The sequence below is a fragment of the Microcoleus sp. S36a_B3 genome (assembly GCF_036700745.1).
Taxonomy (GTDB): domain Bacteria; phylum Cyanobacteriota; class Cyanobacteriia; order Cyanobacteriales; family Microcoleaceae; genus Microcoleus.
In genome coordinates this window covers 245,396-262,083 of sequence record NZ_JAUBPN010000002.1, presented here as the reverse complement: position 1 = coordinate 262,083, position 16,688 = coordinate 245,396, and the positions used below count along the sequence as shown (strand labels likewise).

The following is a 16,688-nucleotide window of genomic DNA, read 5'->3' as shown; positions in this document are numbered from 1 at the left end:
CTCAGCAAGAAGGCAGAAAGTAGGATACAACTGATATTTTATAATTTTTTTATGCTGTTTAGTATTTTGCAAACACTTTTCAATTGGTTCTATCACAATTATTTCATCTTGTGTTTTTCTTAATTATATCTTTATTTTCCTGCGAAACTCAGGCAGCAGGAGAGTTGTCAGCGATCGAGGAGGGAGGTAAAAGATTAAAGTTTTTTGAAGTTTAGCAAAAATCCTGCAATCTTTTGTAATATAAACAGGCAAGTTGAAAAATATCTAAAGACAAACTAATTGGATAAAAGAGTCGCTAAGGTAGTAAAAATGACGGTTGGTCAGAGAAAAAGAGTGTTAAGCTCGGCTAAGCTCAGCCAAAGCAAAACCTCAATATTTAATTAAGCTCGATCGATAACAAAGGCTAAGGTAAATTTCATGGCAAACTCAATTTTAAAGGAGCCAAACGCAGCAGCAGGAGTGCAGTGGCAGCCAAAAGATATTATCCGCAGCCTAGTGTGGAAAATTGCGATCGCAACCTGGCTGTTAATGGCAGTAGGCAGCGCCACGCGAGTCATGAATGCGGGGCTCGCTTGCCCCGACTGGCCGCTGTGCTACGGTCAATTAATACCCGCAGCGCAAATGAATTTGCAGGTATTTCTGGAATGGTTTCACCGATTGGACGCTGCGGCAATTGGCTTGAGCGCGATCGCACTTTTAGGGCTATCTTTGTTTTACCGCAGTCGCCTGCCAAAATGGCTGCCTTGGGCAAGCGCCGGAGCACTATTTTTAATCGTTTTTCAAGGCGTATTGGGCGGCTTGACAGTAACACAACTGCTGAGATTTGACATCGTTACCGCTCACTTGGGAACCGCTTTACTGTTTTTTGGTGCCCTGCTAGTCATCGGTTTCATGCTGACTCCCTACGAAGCTACAGGAAATGTCGGCAAATTAGCTTGGGTAAGTTCGATCGCAGCATTGTTAGTTTACCTGCAAAGTTTGCTAGGAGCATTAGTAGGCTCTAGATGGGCACTGCACCAATGTTTGAGCTCCTCAGAATTGTGCTCGGTAATGAACAGCCACATCGCCGGTATCGTACCAGCTACAGCAGCGACTTTAGCCGTAGCAGTCATGGCTTGGCGGCAGCCTGCACTGAGTCAAAACTTGCGAAAACTAGCTAATTGGGCGAGTGTTTGCCTCATTGCTCAATTAGTTCTGGGATTAGCAACTTTCCGGCTGCACCTTCAGGTAGAACCGCTGACAGTCGCCCACCAAGCCGTCGGTGCTGCTTTGCTGGGAACCCTGATAGCTTTTAGTGTTTTAGCTTGGCGCGATCGAGTTTTATCAGCTTGAGAGATAAGACTAAAGTAAGAGGCGGCGGGTTTATTAATCCTTGTAGCTACAGCAAATATTTCTCGTAAAACCCGCAACTCCAACCTAATGACTAATGACGAATTCGCAAATAATTACTAACAGCTTACAACCGATGCAAGAAATCCTTACCAACGAAAGGCCCCGCCTCCACGAAAACTTTTCGCAAGTCGTGAAAAGTTACTATCAACTAACAAAACCTAGAATTATTTTACTGCTGCTAATCACTACCTCAGCAGGAATGTGGATGGCCGCCAAAGGAGAAGTAGATCCGCTATTGCTGGTATCAACTATTACCGGAGGCGCTTTGGCTTCCGCGTCGGCGAATACGATTAATTGCATCTACGACAGCGACATCGACTATATCATGGAGCGCACCCGGTGGCGGCCGATTCCTTCGGGGCGTGTCAAGAAGCGGGATGCTTTGATATTTGCGATCGTCCTAGCGACAATATCCTTTACATTGCTAACAGTTGTCGCCAACTTATTAGCAGCTTTGTTAGCAATGTCCGGCATAGTTTTCTACGTCCTAATTTACACCCACTGGCTGAAGCGCCACAGCGTGCAAAACATCGTCATTGGCGGTGCTGCAGGGGCGATTCCTCCCTTAGTTGGGTGGGCTGCGGTGACAGGAGATTTGAGTTGGGGTGCGTGGCTGCTATTTGGGATTATATTCCTGTGGACACCGCCGCATTTTTGGGCGCTAGCAATGATGATTCGCGACGAATACGAGGGAGTAGGGGTACCGATGTTGCCAGTAATTGAAGGCGACGAAGAGACAGCCCGCCAAATTTGGATTTACACTTTATTGATGCTTCCTACAACTTTGCTGCTAGTTTACCCCCTGCATTTAGCGGGCGCGGTGTATGCGGGAACAGCTATTGTCCTGGGTGCTATTTTTGCCCAAAAAGCTTGGTTGCTGTTGCAGACTCCAGAGGATAAGATTGTTGCGCGATCGCTCTTCAAATACTCTATTCTGTACCTAATGCTCTTGTGCGCCGGAATAGTCGTTGACAGTTTGCCTGTGACTCATAATTTTACTACTGCTGTTGTACAAAATGTGCAAACTTTGATTAGTGCAGTGGTGATGTAGTAATTAGTTAAATAGCAATTATTAAAATGAAGCCCGCATCTTGCGGGTTTTGTTTATGGTAAAATAGCGGTAGTCATTCTCCCATATGCGTTAATCTGCGTGCACCTGCGGTTAAAAAAAGAGCTAATGAAAATTCCCTAAAGGCGAACTGATCGTGAACTGGAAAGCACACATTCACTCAAATCCTAAAATTCTGCTTGGTAAGCCTGTAATTAAGGGGACACGACTATCAGTGGAGTTTGTTTTAGGGTTGTTTTCAGAAGGTTGGACTCAGCAACAAGTTATCGAAAACTACCCAACCCTTAATCCTAAATCTATCCAAGCAGTGTTTGCTTTCGCTGCCGAAGGCCTCAAAGAAGACGTATTTTACACACCTTTACTCTTTGCTGAGGCAAGTTAATGCGGTTTCTGGGAAATGAAAACTTTCCACCAAGTGACTTGACCATTTCTATAGATGAAATTACCTAACGGAGAGAAGGCACTGCTGGGCGACAAGCTTGAGCGATACTCACTAAATATGCAGCATCCCAAAGGAAAAGATAAAGCCATCCTGTTTAGAAATCGATTGGGAATTACACTAGAAAACAAAGCTATTTTAGAAGTCGCTTTATTAGAATGTGCGGTCAATCAGGAGGCAGAAATTTATAAAACCGACAACTATGGAACCCAGTATGATATCAAATTTTTTATGACTACGGAAACAGGAAGCTCTTGGGTGCTGTCATGTTGGATGATTCGCACCGATGAAGACTTTCCCCGGCTAACTAATACCTATCCTGTCAATAAGTGAGGATATTGTGATGACGTTACACGAGTATGATGTTGTTGCCTTGACTGAAGAAATTCACGCAATCCATAAAGCCACCTCTCAGCCAATTTTGCTCCGACCGGGACAAGTTGGCACTATTCTGATGAGCTTTGACGATCGCGCTTATCTAGTAGATTTTGCGGATGCTCAAGGCAATACCTATGCAATGGAAACTATTCCCTCAGAAAAACTCATGCAACTTGTTTATGAGCCACTTCCTGTTTACGCCTAACCTACAAATAATACCTTGCTTCTAGACGCTTGGCTTCTGCTGCTTGATGGATCAAATCAGTTTCAATTTCTGCGGTGTTGGCATGATAGTAGGTGAGTGCGGCGTAGACTTCGGCGAGGGTGAGATGAGAAATGCGATCGCAAATCTCTTCAGCATTCAATCCTCGCTTGTACCAGGTGACAATCCGGCGAACGGTAACGCCTTTACCGAGGATGTGGGGACATCCACCATGCAGTCCGGGAGTGCGTGTAATGAGCGTACCAATGTCAATAGATACTGCTGTGGTCATAAACTATGGAAGTTTGAAGGGACTGATCTCTATTACAGCATAGCGATCGCAGAATTATAGTGGGGTGTGAATTTCGATCGATAAATGAAGTAAGCTAGAGATACAGGTTTCAAACAAAATCATGACTGAACTCCTTCAACAGGCGATCGCCCAAATCCAAAAACTCCCACCCGATCGGCAAGATGCGATCGCGGCTCGGTTTTTGGCAGAGTTGCAGGACGAGCAAAAATGGGAAACTCGTTTTGCTGACACGACAGACGCTCAATGGGATCAGATGGCTGCAATGGTACGTCAAGAAATTGCGGGAGGAGAAACGGTTCCACTTGATGAGGTTTTTCCAACACAAAAATGAAATCAAGTGTTACAAAGTCATTTCGCACGCGGCTAGAGAGTCTTCCTGCATCAGTTCAGGAACAAGCCGATAAAGCTTATGCCCTTTGGCAGGAAAATCCTTATCATCCAAGTCTTCAGTTCAAGCGAGTCAGTCAGAAGCAACCGATTTATTCTGCTCGTGTCAGTATCAATTATCGTGTTTTAAGTTTATTGGAAGCCGATCGTATTTACTGGTACTGGATTGGTGCACACGACGAGTACGATGAATTACTGAAACGGATGTAGTTTAAGGCGATCGAATTCGTCAGCGCCCGTTACCGTAGATGGCGATCGCAGAATTACATCGTGGTGTGAATTTCGATCGATAAATGAAGTAAGCTAGAGACAAAGGTTTCAAAATAATTGTTAAATTTATTGCAGTAAGCAAGCGATGAGATTGTCCTAATGAGACTATTTTATGATCACACCAAATGTTGAAATTTTGAAAACGGAGTTCCGTGAATTTTGTGTAGATTATTTGGTGATACGTAACATCAATCATATTTTTACCTCTGCTGGAATTGAGCAGGGAAAATCAAAAAGGAACTTCAGTGGTGAGCGTAGACCTCTTGTTGAAGATTATTACGCATCCCTAAATTGGGAAAGTATGGAGTCGATTCGTAAGTTTGTGAAAGTTTTAGAAAACACATTACTTATAAGTTGGATAGGTGATGAGGGGAAACAAACATTACGCTCTCTTTGTGAAAAACATGGTTTCGCAGTAGATAAGGATGGTTACAGAATTTACCTCACTACTCTCGGGGTAGGTAACAGCGTTAAGAATTTGATTTTTGCAGCGACTGGAGCAAAGCCAGAAATCATCTTCTCTGATTCAGTTAGCAACGATCTTGAGATAGTCAAAAATGCTGATTATTGTCTCATATACGATCGTCCAATTAAGTCACACGGTCTTCTTTGGAAGGAGCTTGTTGATTGGTGGAGGGAGAGAGAACAACTAAATAACGAATTAGATATAGATGTCGGCAGAAAACTATATTCTCGTTTGAATAGATCATTGACTTCTCAGCCGGAGAAGTTATTTTGGAGAATTTATTTTAAGAAGTTTTATGAGTCATTCAACGAGAAACTTCCTGCTCTAGTCCCACAAGTTTATTTGCACTATGATCCGTATACACTTAAGCATTTGCAGGGTCAGCGTCGCTTAGTGCGCCAAAGAATGGATTTTTTATTTTTGCTATCAGATCGCATAAGAATAGTAATAGAAATTGACGGTAAGCAGCATTATGCTGAAGAAGATAAAGCCAGTCCAAGGCTATATTCTGAAATGGTTGCTGAGGATAGACGGCTCAAGCTATGTGGTTATGAAGTGTATCGATTTGGAGGTTATGAACTTAATAGCGAGAGTGAAGCGGAAATAATAGTAGAGCATTTTCTGATCAACCTATTCAAACGTCATGATCTGATAGCAAACGCAACCTAACAACGTTCAAATTCCAACCCAAAGGTGAATGCCATGCAAGCCAAACTTCAAGAACAACTTTCTCCTGCTGATGCCGAAGTTATTTTGGGACGTTTGCCAGAACGAATTAAAGCTGCGCTTCTGTATGCAGTCCGCAAACTCGACCCTCCCGTTTTAGCTGCATGAAAATTTGGTTGAATTCTCGTCTATCGTCAGCCATTGCTGTGTGGATTACTGCTACTTTTGGTGAAATACATTAGCGATCGGCGGTATTTTTCTATTGTATTGGGTATTGTACCGCAACTGCGATACAATTATAAGTTATCTCGCTGCGCGCGGCTCGGTCGAAACTACGATTCCCGACAGTCAATGACATTCAGATACAGAAGAAGTTAAAATTAGATCATGTTCATCAAAGAAGAATTGCTTAAGCGAATCAGTGACGGCCTCGCCGTATTGGAAGTGTCCACGCGCAATCGCGGCTTGATGCACCTGCTTGACCAGAACATTATAGCGGAATCCTTTTGTGGCGATATGCTCAATATTATCTATGACTACAACTTGGTAAATTTGAATTTATCGCAAGGTAATTATCCAGGCATAGATTTGGGCGATCAACAATTAGGTGTGTCAGTTCAAGTAACATCAGATAAAACCATTAGGAAAATGAAGGACGCTGTGGATCGGTTTATTATTCATGGCTTGGACAGTAAATACAAAATCCTAAAGGTTTGTGTCTTGGGTCAAAAGCAACGCACTTATGGAAAAGTTGACACCAAGAACAAAGTCCAATTTGAGCCTAATACAGATGTTATTGGCTTCAAAGACCTGATTAAGGAAATAAAATCCCTAAATCTTGCAAAACTTCAGAGGCTCAGTGATTTGATGGATGCAGAGTTCAAGCCGCTGGGCACGGATGGACATATTCTAAAGCAGACCGACAAAGAAGCCTTGGAAGTCTATCGGGCGGCGTTCAATAGACCTGCATTGCAGGACCCAATTTCTATTGAAGTCCGAACTGCTCATCGCATCAATCCTGTCACTGGAACACGGGAAATTCTTGGTGTAGAGCTTGATTATTAATTTCAGCCGAGGTCTAACAACGCCTATGCACCCGACCGTTGAAAGTTCATCTGTTAGCGCTCTAGGTTATTTGCGGCGGGTGATGGGAAACGTTAGGCCGGTAAATCTGAGTTGGGTAGTGGCTTGAATGTATCTATCAAATTCCAACCCAAAGGTGAATGCCATGCAAGCCAAACTTCAAGAACAACTTTCTCCTGCTGATGCCGCAGTCATTTTGAGACGCTTGCCAGAACCAATTCAAGCTCCTTCGATCGCGCGTCCTGCGGAAATTGAATATCCGATCGCCATTTCGATCGCCATTTCGATCGCCAGTTTTATCGACACAGAAGCATTAGGTTTCGTAGATTGCAAACCAGGACGCGGGCAGTAAAATCGAGAAGTCCCAGGCGATGAAGTTCGAGATAAGGTGAAAGCCCGATCGCTAAAATTATAAATAGATTTTGCTGCCAAGATAACCATGACCACCATCACCCTCAACCTCTCTCCCGAACTCGAACACCAGATCCGCACTGAAGCAGCTAGACAGGGCGTGGAACCCGATCGCTACATCCTCAACGCCCTGCAAGAACGCCTCCAGCCTAGACTTCCAATTACCCAACCTACAGAAGCCGACTTGCTGCAACAAATTAACATCGGCTTTAGTGCACAAACCTGGGAAGAATACCATGCCCTCATCGCCAAGCGTCATGCCGAAACCCTGACTCCCGAAGAACACAAGCAACTGATCCAAATGAGCGATCGCCTTGAACAACTCAATGTTGCCCGCATTCAAGCCTTAATTCAACTCGCAACCTTCCGCAACCAACCTCTGACGGAGCTGATGCAAACCCTCGGCATCAATCCTCATCCCGATATCGTTGATTATGCCTGAATCCCGCCTCACACAGCAGCAACGACAATTCATTAAACAACGCGCCAATGGTTGCTGCGAGTATTGTCTCAGTCAAGCTAAATTCTCTCCAGATCCCTTCTCGATTGAACACATTATCCCTCGCTCCAAAGGTGGCACCAGTGATTTGGATAATCTGGCGATCGCAGCTCAAGGGTGCAACAATTTCAAATACAGTCATAGTGAGGCGATCGACCCCGTTACAGGTGGCTCCGTCCCACTTTATCATCCTCGACAGGATAACTGGAGCGAACACTTTACTTGGAGCAGCGATTCGACTCAAATGTTGGGTTTAACACCGACTGGACGCGCTACCATTGATCGGCTGCAACTCAACCGAGAAGGAGTAGTCAATCTTCGAGGAGTCCTGCATTCTATCGCTCTACATCCACCTCGCAATGATTCGTAATTGAATATCCGATCGCAGCGGCGATCGTCATTTCGATCGCCAGTTTTCTCGACACAGAAGCATTAGGTTTCGTATACCAAATTAGATCGGCTTACTATGCTTAAACCCTTCAAATTCGACTGCAAAGCCTTCACCTTGGGGAGCCGCACACATTAACCCAACTTGAACCATTGGTGACTCAGTGAGATATGCCAGTCGCATCATTGAATACTCTTCCCCATCCAACGAGTATTGCACTTCCACCGTTTCAGCTCGGCGCTTTACCCGCAGCCACAGGGAAACTGGTGGCACTTCAAGTGGAATAACAGACCAATCGGAATAGTCTCGTGTCACAACCGCACTCACGTTTTGCACTCCCTCAACAAACTCAATGCCGCACTTGAGCCAGATATTTTCGCTCTCTCGAATCATCAACCCTGCTTGATCGTAGAGCGATTGATAGCAACCAGTAATTTTGACTTCGGCTGTAAAGTCGCCTGAAACTTGACGGTAGTAAAAGTTGCCGTTATCGCGAATGAATCCGTAATGAGTTTGCCGCCAAAAGTCAGTCTTTGCGCCGGCGGTAATATGGATAACATCGTTATCCTCATGCCATTGTAAAGGTTCGTTGTACCATTGCATTGTTTGCATATCCTGCTAACTTCCTCCAATTCCATGCAGTACCAAATCTGCAAAAAAATGAGATAACATAGCGTATTCTAATCCCCAACGCCAGTAAAGAAAACCAAAGGGAATCCCTAAGAGGGCATTGAGCAAAATCGTTCGGAAAATGACGATTGGGGTTAGTCCCCAGAGATTGGCAGCGGCAGGCAAATGACCCACACCAAACAGAATCGCCGCCGCCACAATTGCCAGCCAAAAAATTGGCCGACTAGGTTCTGATCGGCGCCGCTGAAAAATCTTCCAAAGTAGCCATGCAATCAATGTCATACCGAATAATCTAAGCAAGAGTTCTTCGGTAATGCCTCCGTAGAAAGAAGCTAATATGCGTTTCCAGAGGTCAATCTTTAACGCAGTTGTTGAAGTCATTGGAGGCATCCAAGGTTCAAACGCTAAATTCAATCCAATTAAGACGATTCCACCAACGCCACCGACTATCAGTGCCGTTTTGATAGCAGATTTAGAAAGAGTGGGAACAGGCTGTCGATACACCAGCGCACGAGCCAGGGGGGTATCGAGTCCCATTGAGTTGCCTAGGCGCAGTCCAATCCAATTCAGGAGAATCAAAAGAAGTCCAGTCTGAAGGGCGGAGGCAATAGCCATAACAGGTAACGGTGCAGGCACTTGCCCAACTGCTGGATTCAGAGACAGCGCATAAGGAAATAATGCCAACGCTGCCAGACTCCCCAGTAATGCCCAAAATAGGGCCAATCGCAGGTGGTGTTTGTTGGAAGTATCTGTAGTCATAATTTTTGATTGAATCAATAATCATCTAATTAATAAATCAGAAATTATGCACTCCCACCACAAAAACCGGGTTTTTTATCAAAAGAACGGGTTCTCCGGCCCACCCCACAACACATAAAGTTTTTTGTGGGGTGGGCGGAAGAACCCGCCCTGAAAGCTTTATTGACTTAATTCGACTGAATCTGCGAATTCAAAACCTTAGAAATTCGATCGCGCGTTTCCTCCAAATGAGCCCGCGTATAAGCATCCGCATTCCGATCCAAATTCCGAATACTCTTGCTCAAACCCTCACGCAACTGTCGCAACTCGTACCAAGCCAGAGTCCGCGCATCTTCAGGAGCACTGGTTTTTCGCAGCACCATTCCCATCAAAATCGCCAAATGTTCCCGCTGCAAAGAACGCCGAAAAGTTGAAATTTGCATCTTCTTTTCCGGCTGCAAAACCTCTTTCCAAATATCATGAAGCAAAGTATCGAACAATTCCGGCAACCTCAAAGCAGTTTCCGGTGCTGATTTTAACTCGACATCCCGCAGTCGCGCCAGTCGCGTGGGAGATAGCAAAACTCGCAGCACAAACCGCTGCAAAAAAGTAATTCGATCGCCGATCGGGTAATCTAGAGGAAACACCAAAGCCGGACTTCCCCAGTGATCCCAACGCGAAGGTGCTAATTTATTCAGCAAATCCGGCGCAAAACTAAAAGCATCCTGGGCAAATACGTACTTGTCCAATGTAGCCAAAGCTTCCCGCTGCTGCGAAAGTGCGATCGGCACAAACGGCAATTTCCCATTACTATCTCCCGGGCGAATCCGATTAAACGACTGCCCGCCGACGTACAAAGTAGCATTCACCACCTGATTGACATAATACCCAAACAGCGAATCAAACATCACCCGCAGTTCGTTATAACCCTCTTCCCCAACCGGAATTCGCTTTTCTAAACGCTTCCACATCGCCCTAGCATTATCCATTTGCCATTGCGAATACGTCAGCATATTACCGCTGAGATCGAAAGTATTAGCAGCCGGATCGAGATTGTCAACAGTATCCTCATCAGGCGCGTAAGCTAATTGCGGTTCCCCCGCGCGGCTGGCAATTTGTTGCAGCGCCCTTAAATCGCTGTTGGGGTTTGTGCCCCCAAGAACTTTGTAACCGTACTCGATCGCCCAATCGTCATAAGGCCCTACAATCGTAGGATAATAGTCGCCCTGCATAGTTCCCGGCGGTGCCAAATTAATCGGCAGATAATCCATCACCGACGCAGTTAAACCCTTAGTGCGAGTTACCTGAATATTGTTCAACTCATCCGGTTGCAGCATCGTACTGCCGTGAAAATTGTGCCTCAAACCGAGAGTGTGACCGACTTCGTGGGACGTCAAAAATCGGATATATTGATTCACATAATTGTCCGTCGCCGTACTGCTAGGTGGTGCATTATCCAACAGATTCACCGACATTGCCCCGATCGCAAATTGCCTGCTCGATTCCAACCCAAAACACATATCCGAACTCGACATCAAGCGCGACAAAGGCGATCGTTTTTGCTCTTGATATCTTTCCACCAAAGTCGGCAAATCATCAGCAATTCCACCTTGAGAATTTTCTCCGCTGCTTTTTCCCAAGTCCCCATTTTCTAGAACATTCAAATAACGCGAATATATTCCAAACTGACAAGGACTCGTATTAGAGCCATTTTTCCCTTGAAAACTCTTCGCTAGCGATCGATTTTGTTCCACCAAAAAGCCGTAGCCCTGTTTAATTTGCCGGACAATATCAGCATCTAACAGAATGTCAGCATCCAAAATTTCCCCAGTCAGCGGATTAGTGCGAGATGGCCCAATGCCTGCAAAATCCGACTCAAAAGAACTAGACCACCTAATAGTATTGTAGCGGACATCTGTCGGGTCCCATTTAGCATTGTCCGGCATTTGTTTGACCTGAATTGCCTCAGTAAAACCTGCCTTTTCAAAAGCTTTGTTCCACTCCAAAATGCCCTCGCGAATAGCATTTCTATACTCTACAGGCACATTATTTTCAATCCAAAACACAATTGGCTGCACCGGAGGCGACATCGGCGCGGATGGGATTTGCTTTTGCAAATGCCAGCGATTAATATAGCGCACAAAAGGATCGCGGCCACTCTTGTCAGAAAAGTTTTTATATGTTGTCAGAAAATAGCCAACTCGCTCGTCTGCAAGTCTGGGGCGGTAGCCATTATTAATCGGGACTTCCGAGAAACTGTAGTGAATGCGGAGGTTAAAAGCCCGACTGTCGGGAATCGAAGGTAAATAGTTAACCGCACTGTCATTATCGCTGGAAAAACCGTATATAGTAGCAATTTCTACATTCAGCGGAAACGCTTTCACATCTTTAAAAGAAGATTTGTCTTCATCGATTGAGTAAGAAGCGCCCAAAATCATCGGTAAAATTGCTTTTATCCCTGGTAAATCGCGCTTGTCGCTCATCAGCAAATCGCCTAAGTCGATCAGCAGAGTTTGCCTTTGCGGATGAATGCTTTTGAGCGGCAAAGAATAGAGGATAGACTCGCTAAATGCCCTTTCCACCGAACCCGCTTGCGGATCGCCCGGACTGGTGCGAAAATTGATATTGGGTATGACAAACTGCACGTTATTTTGGACTCGTCGCAGTTGAAACAAGAAATCGCCGATCGGCAATCCGCTAAAAATGCCGCCTTCCCCCAAACCAGAGGCCAATGTGACGAAACACAGGAACTTTTTGTCGAGTTGTTGCGGTGTAATTTCGAGATAAACTTTATTAGTTGCTTGATTGCGGTAAAGGGTAAACAATCCCTCTAACTGTTGGGCATCTTTGACAACTTGATCGAAAGGTTGTAGAGCTTGCTGTTGGCTAGTTTGTTCTTTGCCGGAGGGCGGCGCTGATAAAGCCCAATTTAAAAATAAACCTTTATACAAACTAAACAGGAAAAATGCTAGAGATAATATAAAAAATATTAAAGGGAGATTTTTTCGGGGATTTTTTATCTGTATATTTTTGCTAATTTTAGGAAATGTCAATCTTTTCATGTTGAGTATTCCGCTGCGGGAAATGATAGTTTTGAGATTGTCGCGGAGCGTGAGTTATATCGATTCCAGTTACACGAGCGACATGATTGTTGACTGTTGATTGTTGACTGTTGACTGTTGACTGTTGAAAAACTGAATGGTTGAGTGTTAAGCTGTTGCGGCATTTAAACTGTATGTCAAAAAACAATAAAACAATGAGTGGGGTGGGCCGGAGAGCGGGCCCTGAATATGCAATGTTTATTTGCGCGACAGCTTAACTGTTGACTCGATTTTATTATTCCGATGCAACCGGAAACGATTTCAATCAATTAATGTCAACTCCGATGAATTACCCGCAATCGAGAGGTTGCATCGAGAGGAGTGCAAGTCCTCTGGTTTTGAGGAAAACTCACGTTGCTGTCGATCGAACCAATTTTAGTGCGGTAGCGACAGCGGAGACGAGCTAACTTCTAAAATAACTCAAAACTCTTTCATTACCTCTTCGCCGGCCAGGGAATCATCGGATCTTGAGCTAACCGCTTAGAAACTGCAACAGCACCGTAACGGTTGAGGTGGCTGGGGTCGGAAAAAGATTCCCGCGCCTGGGGCCACAATAAACTATCATCTCGAAAAATTAGTCCGGTTTGAGCTGCTAATTGTTGCATATATTCCCGGAATTCTTGTTCGTAAGCAGCCCGCACTGGGTCTAAATAATCGACAGTTAGGGGCATATTCACAAACACGAGATTGATGTTACGAACTTTACTAAATTCGATCAGATTTTTGAGTGCTACAGTTTGTTCCCCTGACAATTCAAAATCCTGATAGTCGGAGTCGTAATAGCCAGATACTTTCGGATGTTTTTGAAAGTAAGTATCGGGATTGAAGCGTATGTCGATCGGCAAAAAGCCGTTTGGTTGAAAATCGCTTGGTTTTTTACCCGCAACAACAGGTTGGGGTTTTTCAGTTGTTTGTTTCTCTCCAGCGGTTTGGGGGGTGGCGATCGCAATAGGGGCGGAGGGATTCGCGATCGATCGCAAAAACTCCTTCAGCCGATCGCGCTTTTTGTAAGTTGCAGAACTCTCGATCAACTTTTGACTCAATATTTGCTGAACCTTAACTTGACTTTGTTCCAAATTCTGCACCAATTCACCCGCAGTAGCCACCGGATTGCTGGCGGTTTCTTTTGATGTTGGAGATTCTAATTGAGTGGTGCGGACAAGAAAACTGCCCCGAGACAATTGTCTGTAACCTTCCGAAGAAGCGATCGCACTAAAAGTCAAATCCGGCCGCCCGCTGTTGAGAGCCCTCGCCCCATCCGCCAACACAATCAATTTCGGCAGTTGTTGCGGCGGCAAAATCCGACGGACGATCGAATCTACAACCTGCAGAGTAGCCCCATTCACCCCAAAATTGTAAGCCTTCAGCCCCGGATAACCCCCAGATGCCAAAGCAGTTTCCAAAACCGCCGGGTCAATGCCGCGCAGAGCCCTCGAACTGCCTACAATCAAGATATCCGGCGGTTTTTGGTGTTCGCGGATGTACTCTTGATAGCGCGCTATTTGTTTGTCTAGCTGCTCGCTTCTGAGAGTCGGGAACACCGGAAGTGTAGAAACATCTGCTACAGGAACGCTATTATTCCCCGGTTTTGTAAACCCAGAACCGTTGAAAGCCTCTTCCTGATTCGGTAAGGTCGATGGCTCTAATGGGATTTGAGGCAAATTTACCTCCCCAGCAGAGGTATCCGGGCTAGGGGATTCGGCGCTAGAGAGCGAGGTTTGAGCGTCGCTAAAAGGCTTGGGAGAGGAATTTTGACAATTCTGGTCGCTGCAAACTTCCGAGGCGCTAGGAGCTTGACTAACCGTCGCAGATGGCAGGAACTGACCGAGTAACCAATCGGTACTGAAAGTCAGCAGACAACCGACGATCGCCCAAGTCAAAGCTTTTCGAGCCGCGCGATCGGCTTTCGCACCATCCCGCGCCGGCGCAGTGGACAAACCGCCGCCCAGAACAAACAAACCCGAAGCCACAAGCGGTTGCACTGCAGCTTGAACAAAATGCTCGCCCAGCTTATATCCTGGGAGCGCGATTTTGAAGCCGCTGCGCCAGGAGTCAGCAGCCGGAGCATCAAACACCAAATTGTCTGTCAAATCGGAAAAACTCCCATCTTCCGCCACCGCAAATTCCGGCACCGTTTCCTTTTCCATAACCGCCAGTTGCGATGGAGGCGGTGCGATCGCCTGCGCCTGCGTTGATGGCTCGTCAACTGCCGCCCGGAGGTCGATTCCGTAGCGCCACAAAGGCAGTTTCTGACCGGCACGGCGTCCGTAGACTCGTACTGCGGCTACTCCCGGAATTTGTAGCTGCCGCAAAAATTTAACCACCGGCGGCCCTACCTTCGATTGAGAAGGGCAAGTCAGAGCTTCAGTCATGACGTGCAGCACGTTGGCTTTGTGCATGACCACAGCCCGAATCCCTCCGGTTTCCAGCTTGCGCTTCAGATTGGGATTGAGAAACCTGTTGAGCAAAAAAGTCAAGGCTAATTGGTCGCCTTCGGCCGCCAATGCTCTGGGGCTGGCAGCTAAGTCTGGGTGGTGGGCTGCAGGCAAGTCCACCCATTCGATCCACACCGGCGACTCTGGTTCCGTTTTGCTGTCGGTGACTGGTTCTACGCCGTAAATCGCAGCGGCGCGGATGCCTTGGGGCGCGAAGGAGGCTAGCAAAGGGGCGATCGCCTCGGTGGTTGGCTGCTTGTCGGGGTACTCTTGCCTTTTAAGTTTTTGTCCTTTTTTGGTAGTTTTGCTGCAAAACAAATGCAGGGTTGCTTCTTTGAGGGTGGCGCGCACTTCGACTCTCGATGCCGCCAAGTGTTGGTTTAGCAGTTTGGCGATCGACTGTACGTCTCCCCAGCGAGCCCATTCTTTGAGAATTGTATCCGGTGGGGTCAAATCCACCCGCAGCACCCAGTCCGGCTTTGCTTCGCCTGCAACTTGGCTGCCGATGGCTGCTTCTACGAAACCTTCTAGTTTGAGTTTCCGCAGCCTGCCGGCGATCGGTTCTGCTAGCAAGGAGGGGTCTGGGCTGTAGGCTGACTCGCACAGCACCAGCAGCCGCCGTTTCTTGGGCTTGAGATTTTCCTCTGGATTCGATTGCAGCGTTTCCCGGCTGGTTTTGAGTTCTTTTCCGCGAATGCTGACTTTCACCGAAACTCCCATCGGCCCGAGGATTTCGCTGAGATAGCTGGCGATCGCATCTGGATAGCCCAAGCGCGCCAAACTTTCCGGCGAAACCGTCAATGTGCCACCGCTATCGCTGTCGCCAAAGTCGGTTTCGGGGGAGTGAATTAAAGCCACCGTGCCTCGGCTTCCTTGCATTGTCGATGATTTTTCCGTTTTTTGCGGGGCGGTGGGGGGACTGAAAGCCTCCTGTGTTGCCGAAGTGTCGATCGTCACCGGGGCAGTTTCAAAAACCTCTGGATATTCAATGCGGGAGGCGATGGGGAGACTTTCTGCGTCAAAATCGAGTTCTTCCCGCACCTGTGGCGGTTGGGCCGGGGTTTCTACCGGTTCAGGTTTCTGTTTTAGTTTGCGGTTGTCATTTTTGAATTTGCCAAAGAATCCGCCTTTTTTAGGACTTGTTGGCGGTTCGCCGTCGGGGGGACTTGCTTGCGCCACTGGGGAAACTTTTGGTTGCTGCTGTTGCTGCTGTTGCTGCTGCTGTTGCTGCTGCTGTTGCTGCTGTTGCTGCTGTTGCTCTTTGATACTGCTGCAATCAAGCCGGACTGTCCAATCATTTTGTCTGGAACCGAGTTTGCGTCCGCACAGAAACAACTGGTAAATTTTAGATTGCTCTGGCAACAGTCGCGTTAAATCAGTTTGTTCGATCGCGCGCGTAAATCTCGCCGTCACCAATTCCTGAGACGGACACTGCGCTGCTTCGCACAGAATATGCAGATGATTTCCGCGCAAACGAGCTTGTACCTGCACTTCAGGAAGCCCTAAAGCTTCTTGCGCCCACTGCGACGCGGCCGGTCGATTGTCTGCCAATATACTCCCGTTCGCATTCAACATGGGACTTTAAATTTTGTCAAAGCTGGTTTTGTTTTCTACAGATAGCACAGTTTACAAGTTTTACATACAAGTATTTTCTTTGCCGAGTGTAAACCGTTTCGCGAGATTAATTCCTCGGCTGGACTTGGTGCAGACTCTTGTTGGCTTGCAGGCTGCGAAAAAAGTCGGCTCTTGCTCACCTGGCCGGTGACGAGTCAAGCCTCCTTCCTTCTGCTGTAAACTGAGGATAATTAATAAATAATACAG

General features: G+C 46.5%; 18 protein-coding genes. 13 read left to right on the top strand and 5 right to left on the bottom strand.

The features are described 5' to 3' along the window. The first annotated feature begins 417 nt into the window (after positions 1–417). The 5 genes from QUA01_RS03185 to QUA01_RS03165 all read left to right on the top strand — a co-directional run bounded on the left by QUA01_RS03185 (position 418) and on the right by QUA01_RS03165 (position 3,483). Positions 418–1,332: a COX15/CtaA family protein gene (locus QUA01_RS03185; RefSeq protein ID WP_333087616.1), complete on the top strand. Its 915-nt coding sequence runs from the start codon at positions 418–420 to the stop codon at positions 1,330–1,332. A gap of 133 nt (positions 1,333–1,465) precedes the next feature. Beyond that, a complete protein-coding gene (locus QUA01_RS03180; protein ID WP_333087889.1) occupies positions 1,466–2,443 on the top strand; it encodes a heme o synthase in 978 nt (325 codons plus the stop codon). 154 nt (positions 2,444–2,597) lie between these two features. Next, positions 2,598–2,843, top strand: a complete 246-nt coding sequence (locus QUA01_RS03175; protein WP_333087618.1) for a DUF433 domain-containing protein — start codon at positions 2,598–2,600, stop codon at positions 2,841–2,843. Positions 2,844–2,897: 54 nt separating this feature from the next. Beyond that, positions 2,898–3,233 carry a DUF6883 domain-containing protein gene (locus tag QUA01_RS03170; protein WP_172186779.1) on the top strand — a complete coding sequence of 112 codons (336 nt, stop codon included), beginning with the start codon at positions 2,898–2,900 and terminating at the stop codon, positions 3,231–3,233. A gap of 10 nt (positions 3,234–3,243) precedes the next feature. After that, on the top strand, positions 3,244–3,483 hold the full coding sequence (locus tag QUA01_RS03165; protein ID WP_333087621.1) for a DUF4926 domain-containing protein: 240 nt from the start codon (positions 3,244–3,246) through the stop codon (positions 3,481–3,483). 1 nt (position 3,484) lies between these two features. Here QUA01_RS03165 and QUA01_RS03160 read toward each other — a convergent pair whose 3' ends face one another. Next, positions 3,485–3,772: a DUF433 domain-containing protein gene (locus QUA01_RS03160; protein WP_333087622.1), complete on the bottom strand. Its 288-nt coding sequence runs from the start codon at positions 3,770–3,772 to the stop codon at positions 3,485–3,487. Positions 3,773–3,893: 121 nt separating this feature from the next. Here QUA01_RS03160 and QUA01_RS03155 point away from each other — a divergent pair, with 121 nt between their 5' ends. The 8 genes from QUA01_RS03155 (at position 3,894) to QUA01_RS03120 (ending at position 7,945) form a co-directional block, all read left to right on the top strand. Beyond that, the gene (locus QUA01_RS03155) at positions 3,894–4,124 is read left to right on the top strand and encodes a hypothetical protein (protein ID WP_333033745.1); all 231 of its coding nucleotides are present in this window, start codon (positions 3,894–3,896) and stop codon (positions 4,122–4,124) included. Then, the gene (locus QUA01_RS03150; RefSeq protein WP_333087623.1) at positions 4,121–4,390 is read left to right on the top strand and encodes a ParE family toxin-like protein; all 270 of its coding nucleotides are present in this window, start codon (positions 4,121–4,123) and stop codon (positions 4,388–4,390) included. Before QUA01_RS03155 ends, QUA01_RS03150 begins: the two co-directional genes overlap by 4 nt. Before the next feature lie 172 nt (positions 4,391–4,562). Beyond that, positions 4,563–5,585 (top strand): DUF559 domain-containing protein, encoded by a 1,023-nt coding sequence (locus QUA01_RS03145; protein ID WP_333087626.1) that lies wholly within the window; start codon positions 4,563–4,565, stop codon positions 5,583–5,585. Between the two features lie 33 nt (positions 5,586–5,618). After that, positions 5,619–5,750, top strand: coding sequence for a hypothetical protein (locus QUA01_RS03140; protein WP_333087628.1), 132 nt, complete (start codon positions 5,619–5,621; stop codon positions 5,748–5,750). A gap of 219 nt (positions 5,751–5,969) precedes the next feature. Next, a complete protein-coding gene (locus QUA01_RS03135; RefSeq protein ID WP_333087631.1) occupies positions 5,970–6,647 on the top strand; it encodes an SMEK domain-containing protein in 678 nt (225 codons plus the stop codon). Positions 6,648–6,774: 127 nt separating this feature from the next. Next, positions 6,775–7,017, top strand: coding sequence for a hypothetical protein (locus tag QUA01_RS03130; protein ID WP_333087632.1), 243 nt, complete (start codon positions 6,775–6,777; stop codon positions 7,015–7,017). Between the two features lie 87 nt (positions 7,018–7,104). Then, entirely contained in the window at positions 7,105–7,518 is a 414-nt protein-coding gene (locus QUA01_RS03125) for a hypothetical protein (RefSeq protein WP_333087634.1), read from the top strand. After that, on the top strand, positions 7,511–7,945 hold the full coding sequence (locus QUA01_RS03120; protein WP_333087635.1) for an HNH endonuclease: 435 nt from the start codon (positions 7,511–7,513) through the stop codon (positions 7,943–7,945). The genes QUA01_RS03125 and QUA01_RS03120 overlap by 8 nt, the downstream gene beginning before the upstream one ends. An 81-nt stretch (positions 7,946–8,026) precedes the next feature. Here the strand turns inward: QUA01_RS03120 and QUA01_RS03115 are convergent, their stop codons facing one another. The 4 genes from QUA01_RS03115 to QUA01_RS03100 form a co-directional block, all read right to left on the bottom strand. Then, complete coding sequence (locus tag QUA01_RS03115; protein ID WP_333087637.1) at positions 8,027–8,575, bottom strand: DUF1349 domain-containing protein; 549 nt, start codon at positions 8,573–8,575, stop codon at positions 8,027–8,029. Positions 8,576–8,581: 6 nt separating this feature from the next. Beyond that, the gene (locus QUA01_RS03110; protein WP_333133009.1) at positions 8,582–9,370 is read right to left on the bottom strand and encodes a CPBP family intramembrane glutamic endopeptidase; all 789 of its coding nucleotides are present in this window, start codon (positions 9,368–9,370) and stop codon (positions 8,582–8,584) included. A gap of 149 nt (positions 9,371–9,519) precedes the next feature. After that, a complete protein-coding gene (locus tag QUA01_RS03105) occupies positions 9,520–12,393 on the bottom strand; it encodes a zinc-dependent metalloprotease (RefSeq protein ID WP_333087640.1) in 2,874 nt (957 codons plus the stop codon). A 473-nt stretch (positions 12,394–12,866) separates the two neighbouring features. Beyond that, positions 12,867–16,442: a hypothetical protein gene (locus QUA01_RS03100; RefSeq protein ID WP_333087641.1), complete on the bottom strand. Its 3,576-nt coding sequence runs from the start codon at positions 16,440–16,442 to the stop codon at positions 12,867–12,869. Between the last annotated feature and the right edge of the window lie 246 nt (positions 16,443–16,688).

Coding starts and splice junctions, on each gene's coding strand:
- QUA01_RS03185 (WP_333087616.1), top strand. CDS start 418: ATGGCAAACTCAATTTTAAAGGAGCCAAACGCAGCAGCAGGAGTGCAG.
- QUA01_RS03180 (WP_333087889.1), top strand. CDS start 1,466: ATGCAAGAAATCCTTACCAACGAAAGGCCCCGCCTCCACGAAAACTTT.
- QUA01_RS03170 (WP_172186779.1), top strand. CDS start 2,898: ATGAAATTACCTAACGGAGAGAAGGCACTGCTGGGCGACAAGCTTGAG.
- QUA01_RS03165 (WP_333087621.1), top strand. CDS start 3,244: ATGACGTTACACGAGTATGATGTTGTTGCCTTGACTGAAGAAATTCAC.
- QUA01_RS03160 (WP_333087622.1), bottom strand. CDS start 3,772: ATGACCACAGCAGTATCTATTGACATTGGTACGCTCATTACACGCACT.
- QUA01_RS03155 (WP_333033745.1), top strand. CDS start 3,894: ATGACTGAACTCCTTCAACAGGCGATCGCCCAAATCCAAAAACTCCCA.
- QUA01_RS03150 (WP_333087623.1), top strand. CDS start 4,121: ATGAAATCAAGTGTTACAAAGTCATTTCGCACGCGGCTAGAGAGTCTT.
- QUA01_RS03145 (WP_333087626.1), top strand. CDS start 4,563: ATGATCACACCAAATGTTGAAATTTTGAAAACGGAGTTCCGTGAATTT.
- QUA01_RS03140 (WP_333087628.1), top strand. CDS start 5,619: ATGCAAGCCAAACTTCAAGAACAACTTTCTCCTGCTGATGCCGAAGTT.
- QUA01_RS03135 (WP_333087631.1), top strand. CDS start 5,970: ATGTTCATCAAAGAAGAATTGCTTAAGCGAATCAGTGACGGCCTCGCC.
- QUA01_RS03130 (WP_333087632.1), top strand. CDS start 6,775: ATGTATCTATCAAATTCCAACCCAAAGGTGAATGCCATGCAAGCCAAA.
- QUA01_RS03125 (WP_333087634.1), top strand. CDS start 7,105: ATGACCACCATCACCCTCAACCTCTCTCCCGAACTCGAACACCAGATC.
- QUA01_RS03120 (WP_333087635.1), top strand. CDS start 7,511: ATGCCTGAATCCCGCCTCACACAGCAGCAACGACAATTCATTAAACAA.
- QUA01_RS03115 (WP_333087637.1), bottom strand. CDS start 8,575: ATGCAAACAATGCAATGGTACAACGAACCTTTACAATGGCATGAGGAT.
- QUA01_RS03105 (WP_333087640.1), bottom strand. CDS start 12,393: ATGAAAAGATTGACATTTCCTAAAATTAGCAAAAATATACAGATAAAA.
- QUA01_RS03100 (WP_333087641.1), bottom strand. CDS start 16,442: ATGTTGAATGCGAACGGGAGTATATTGGCAGACAATCGACCGGCCGCG.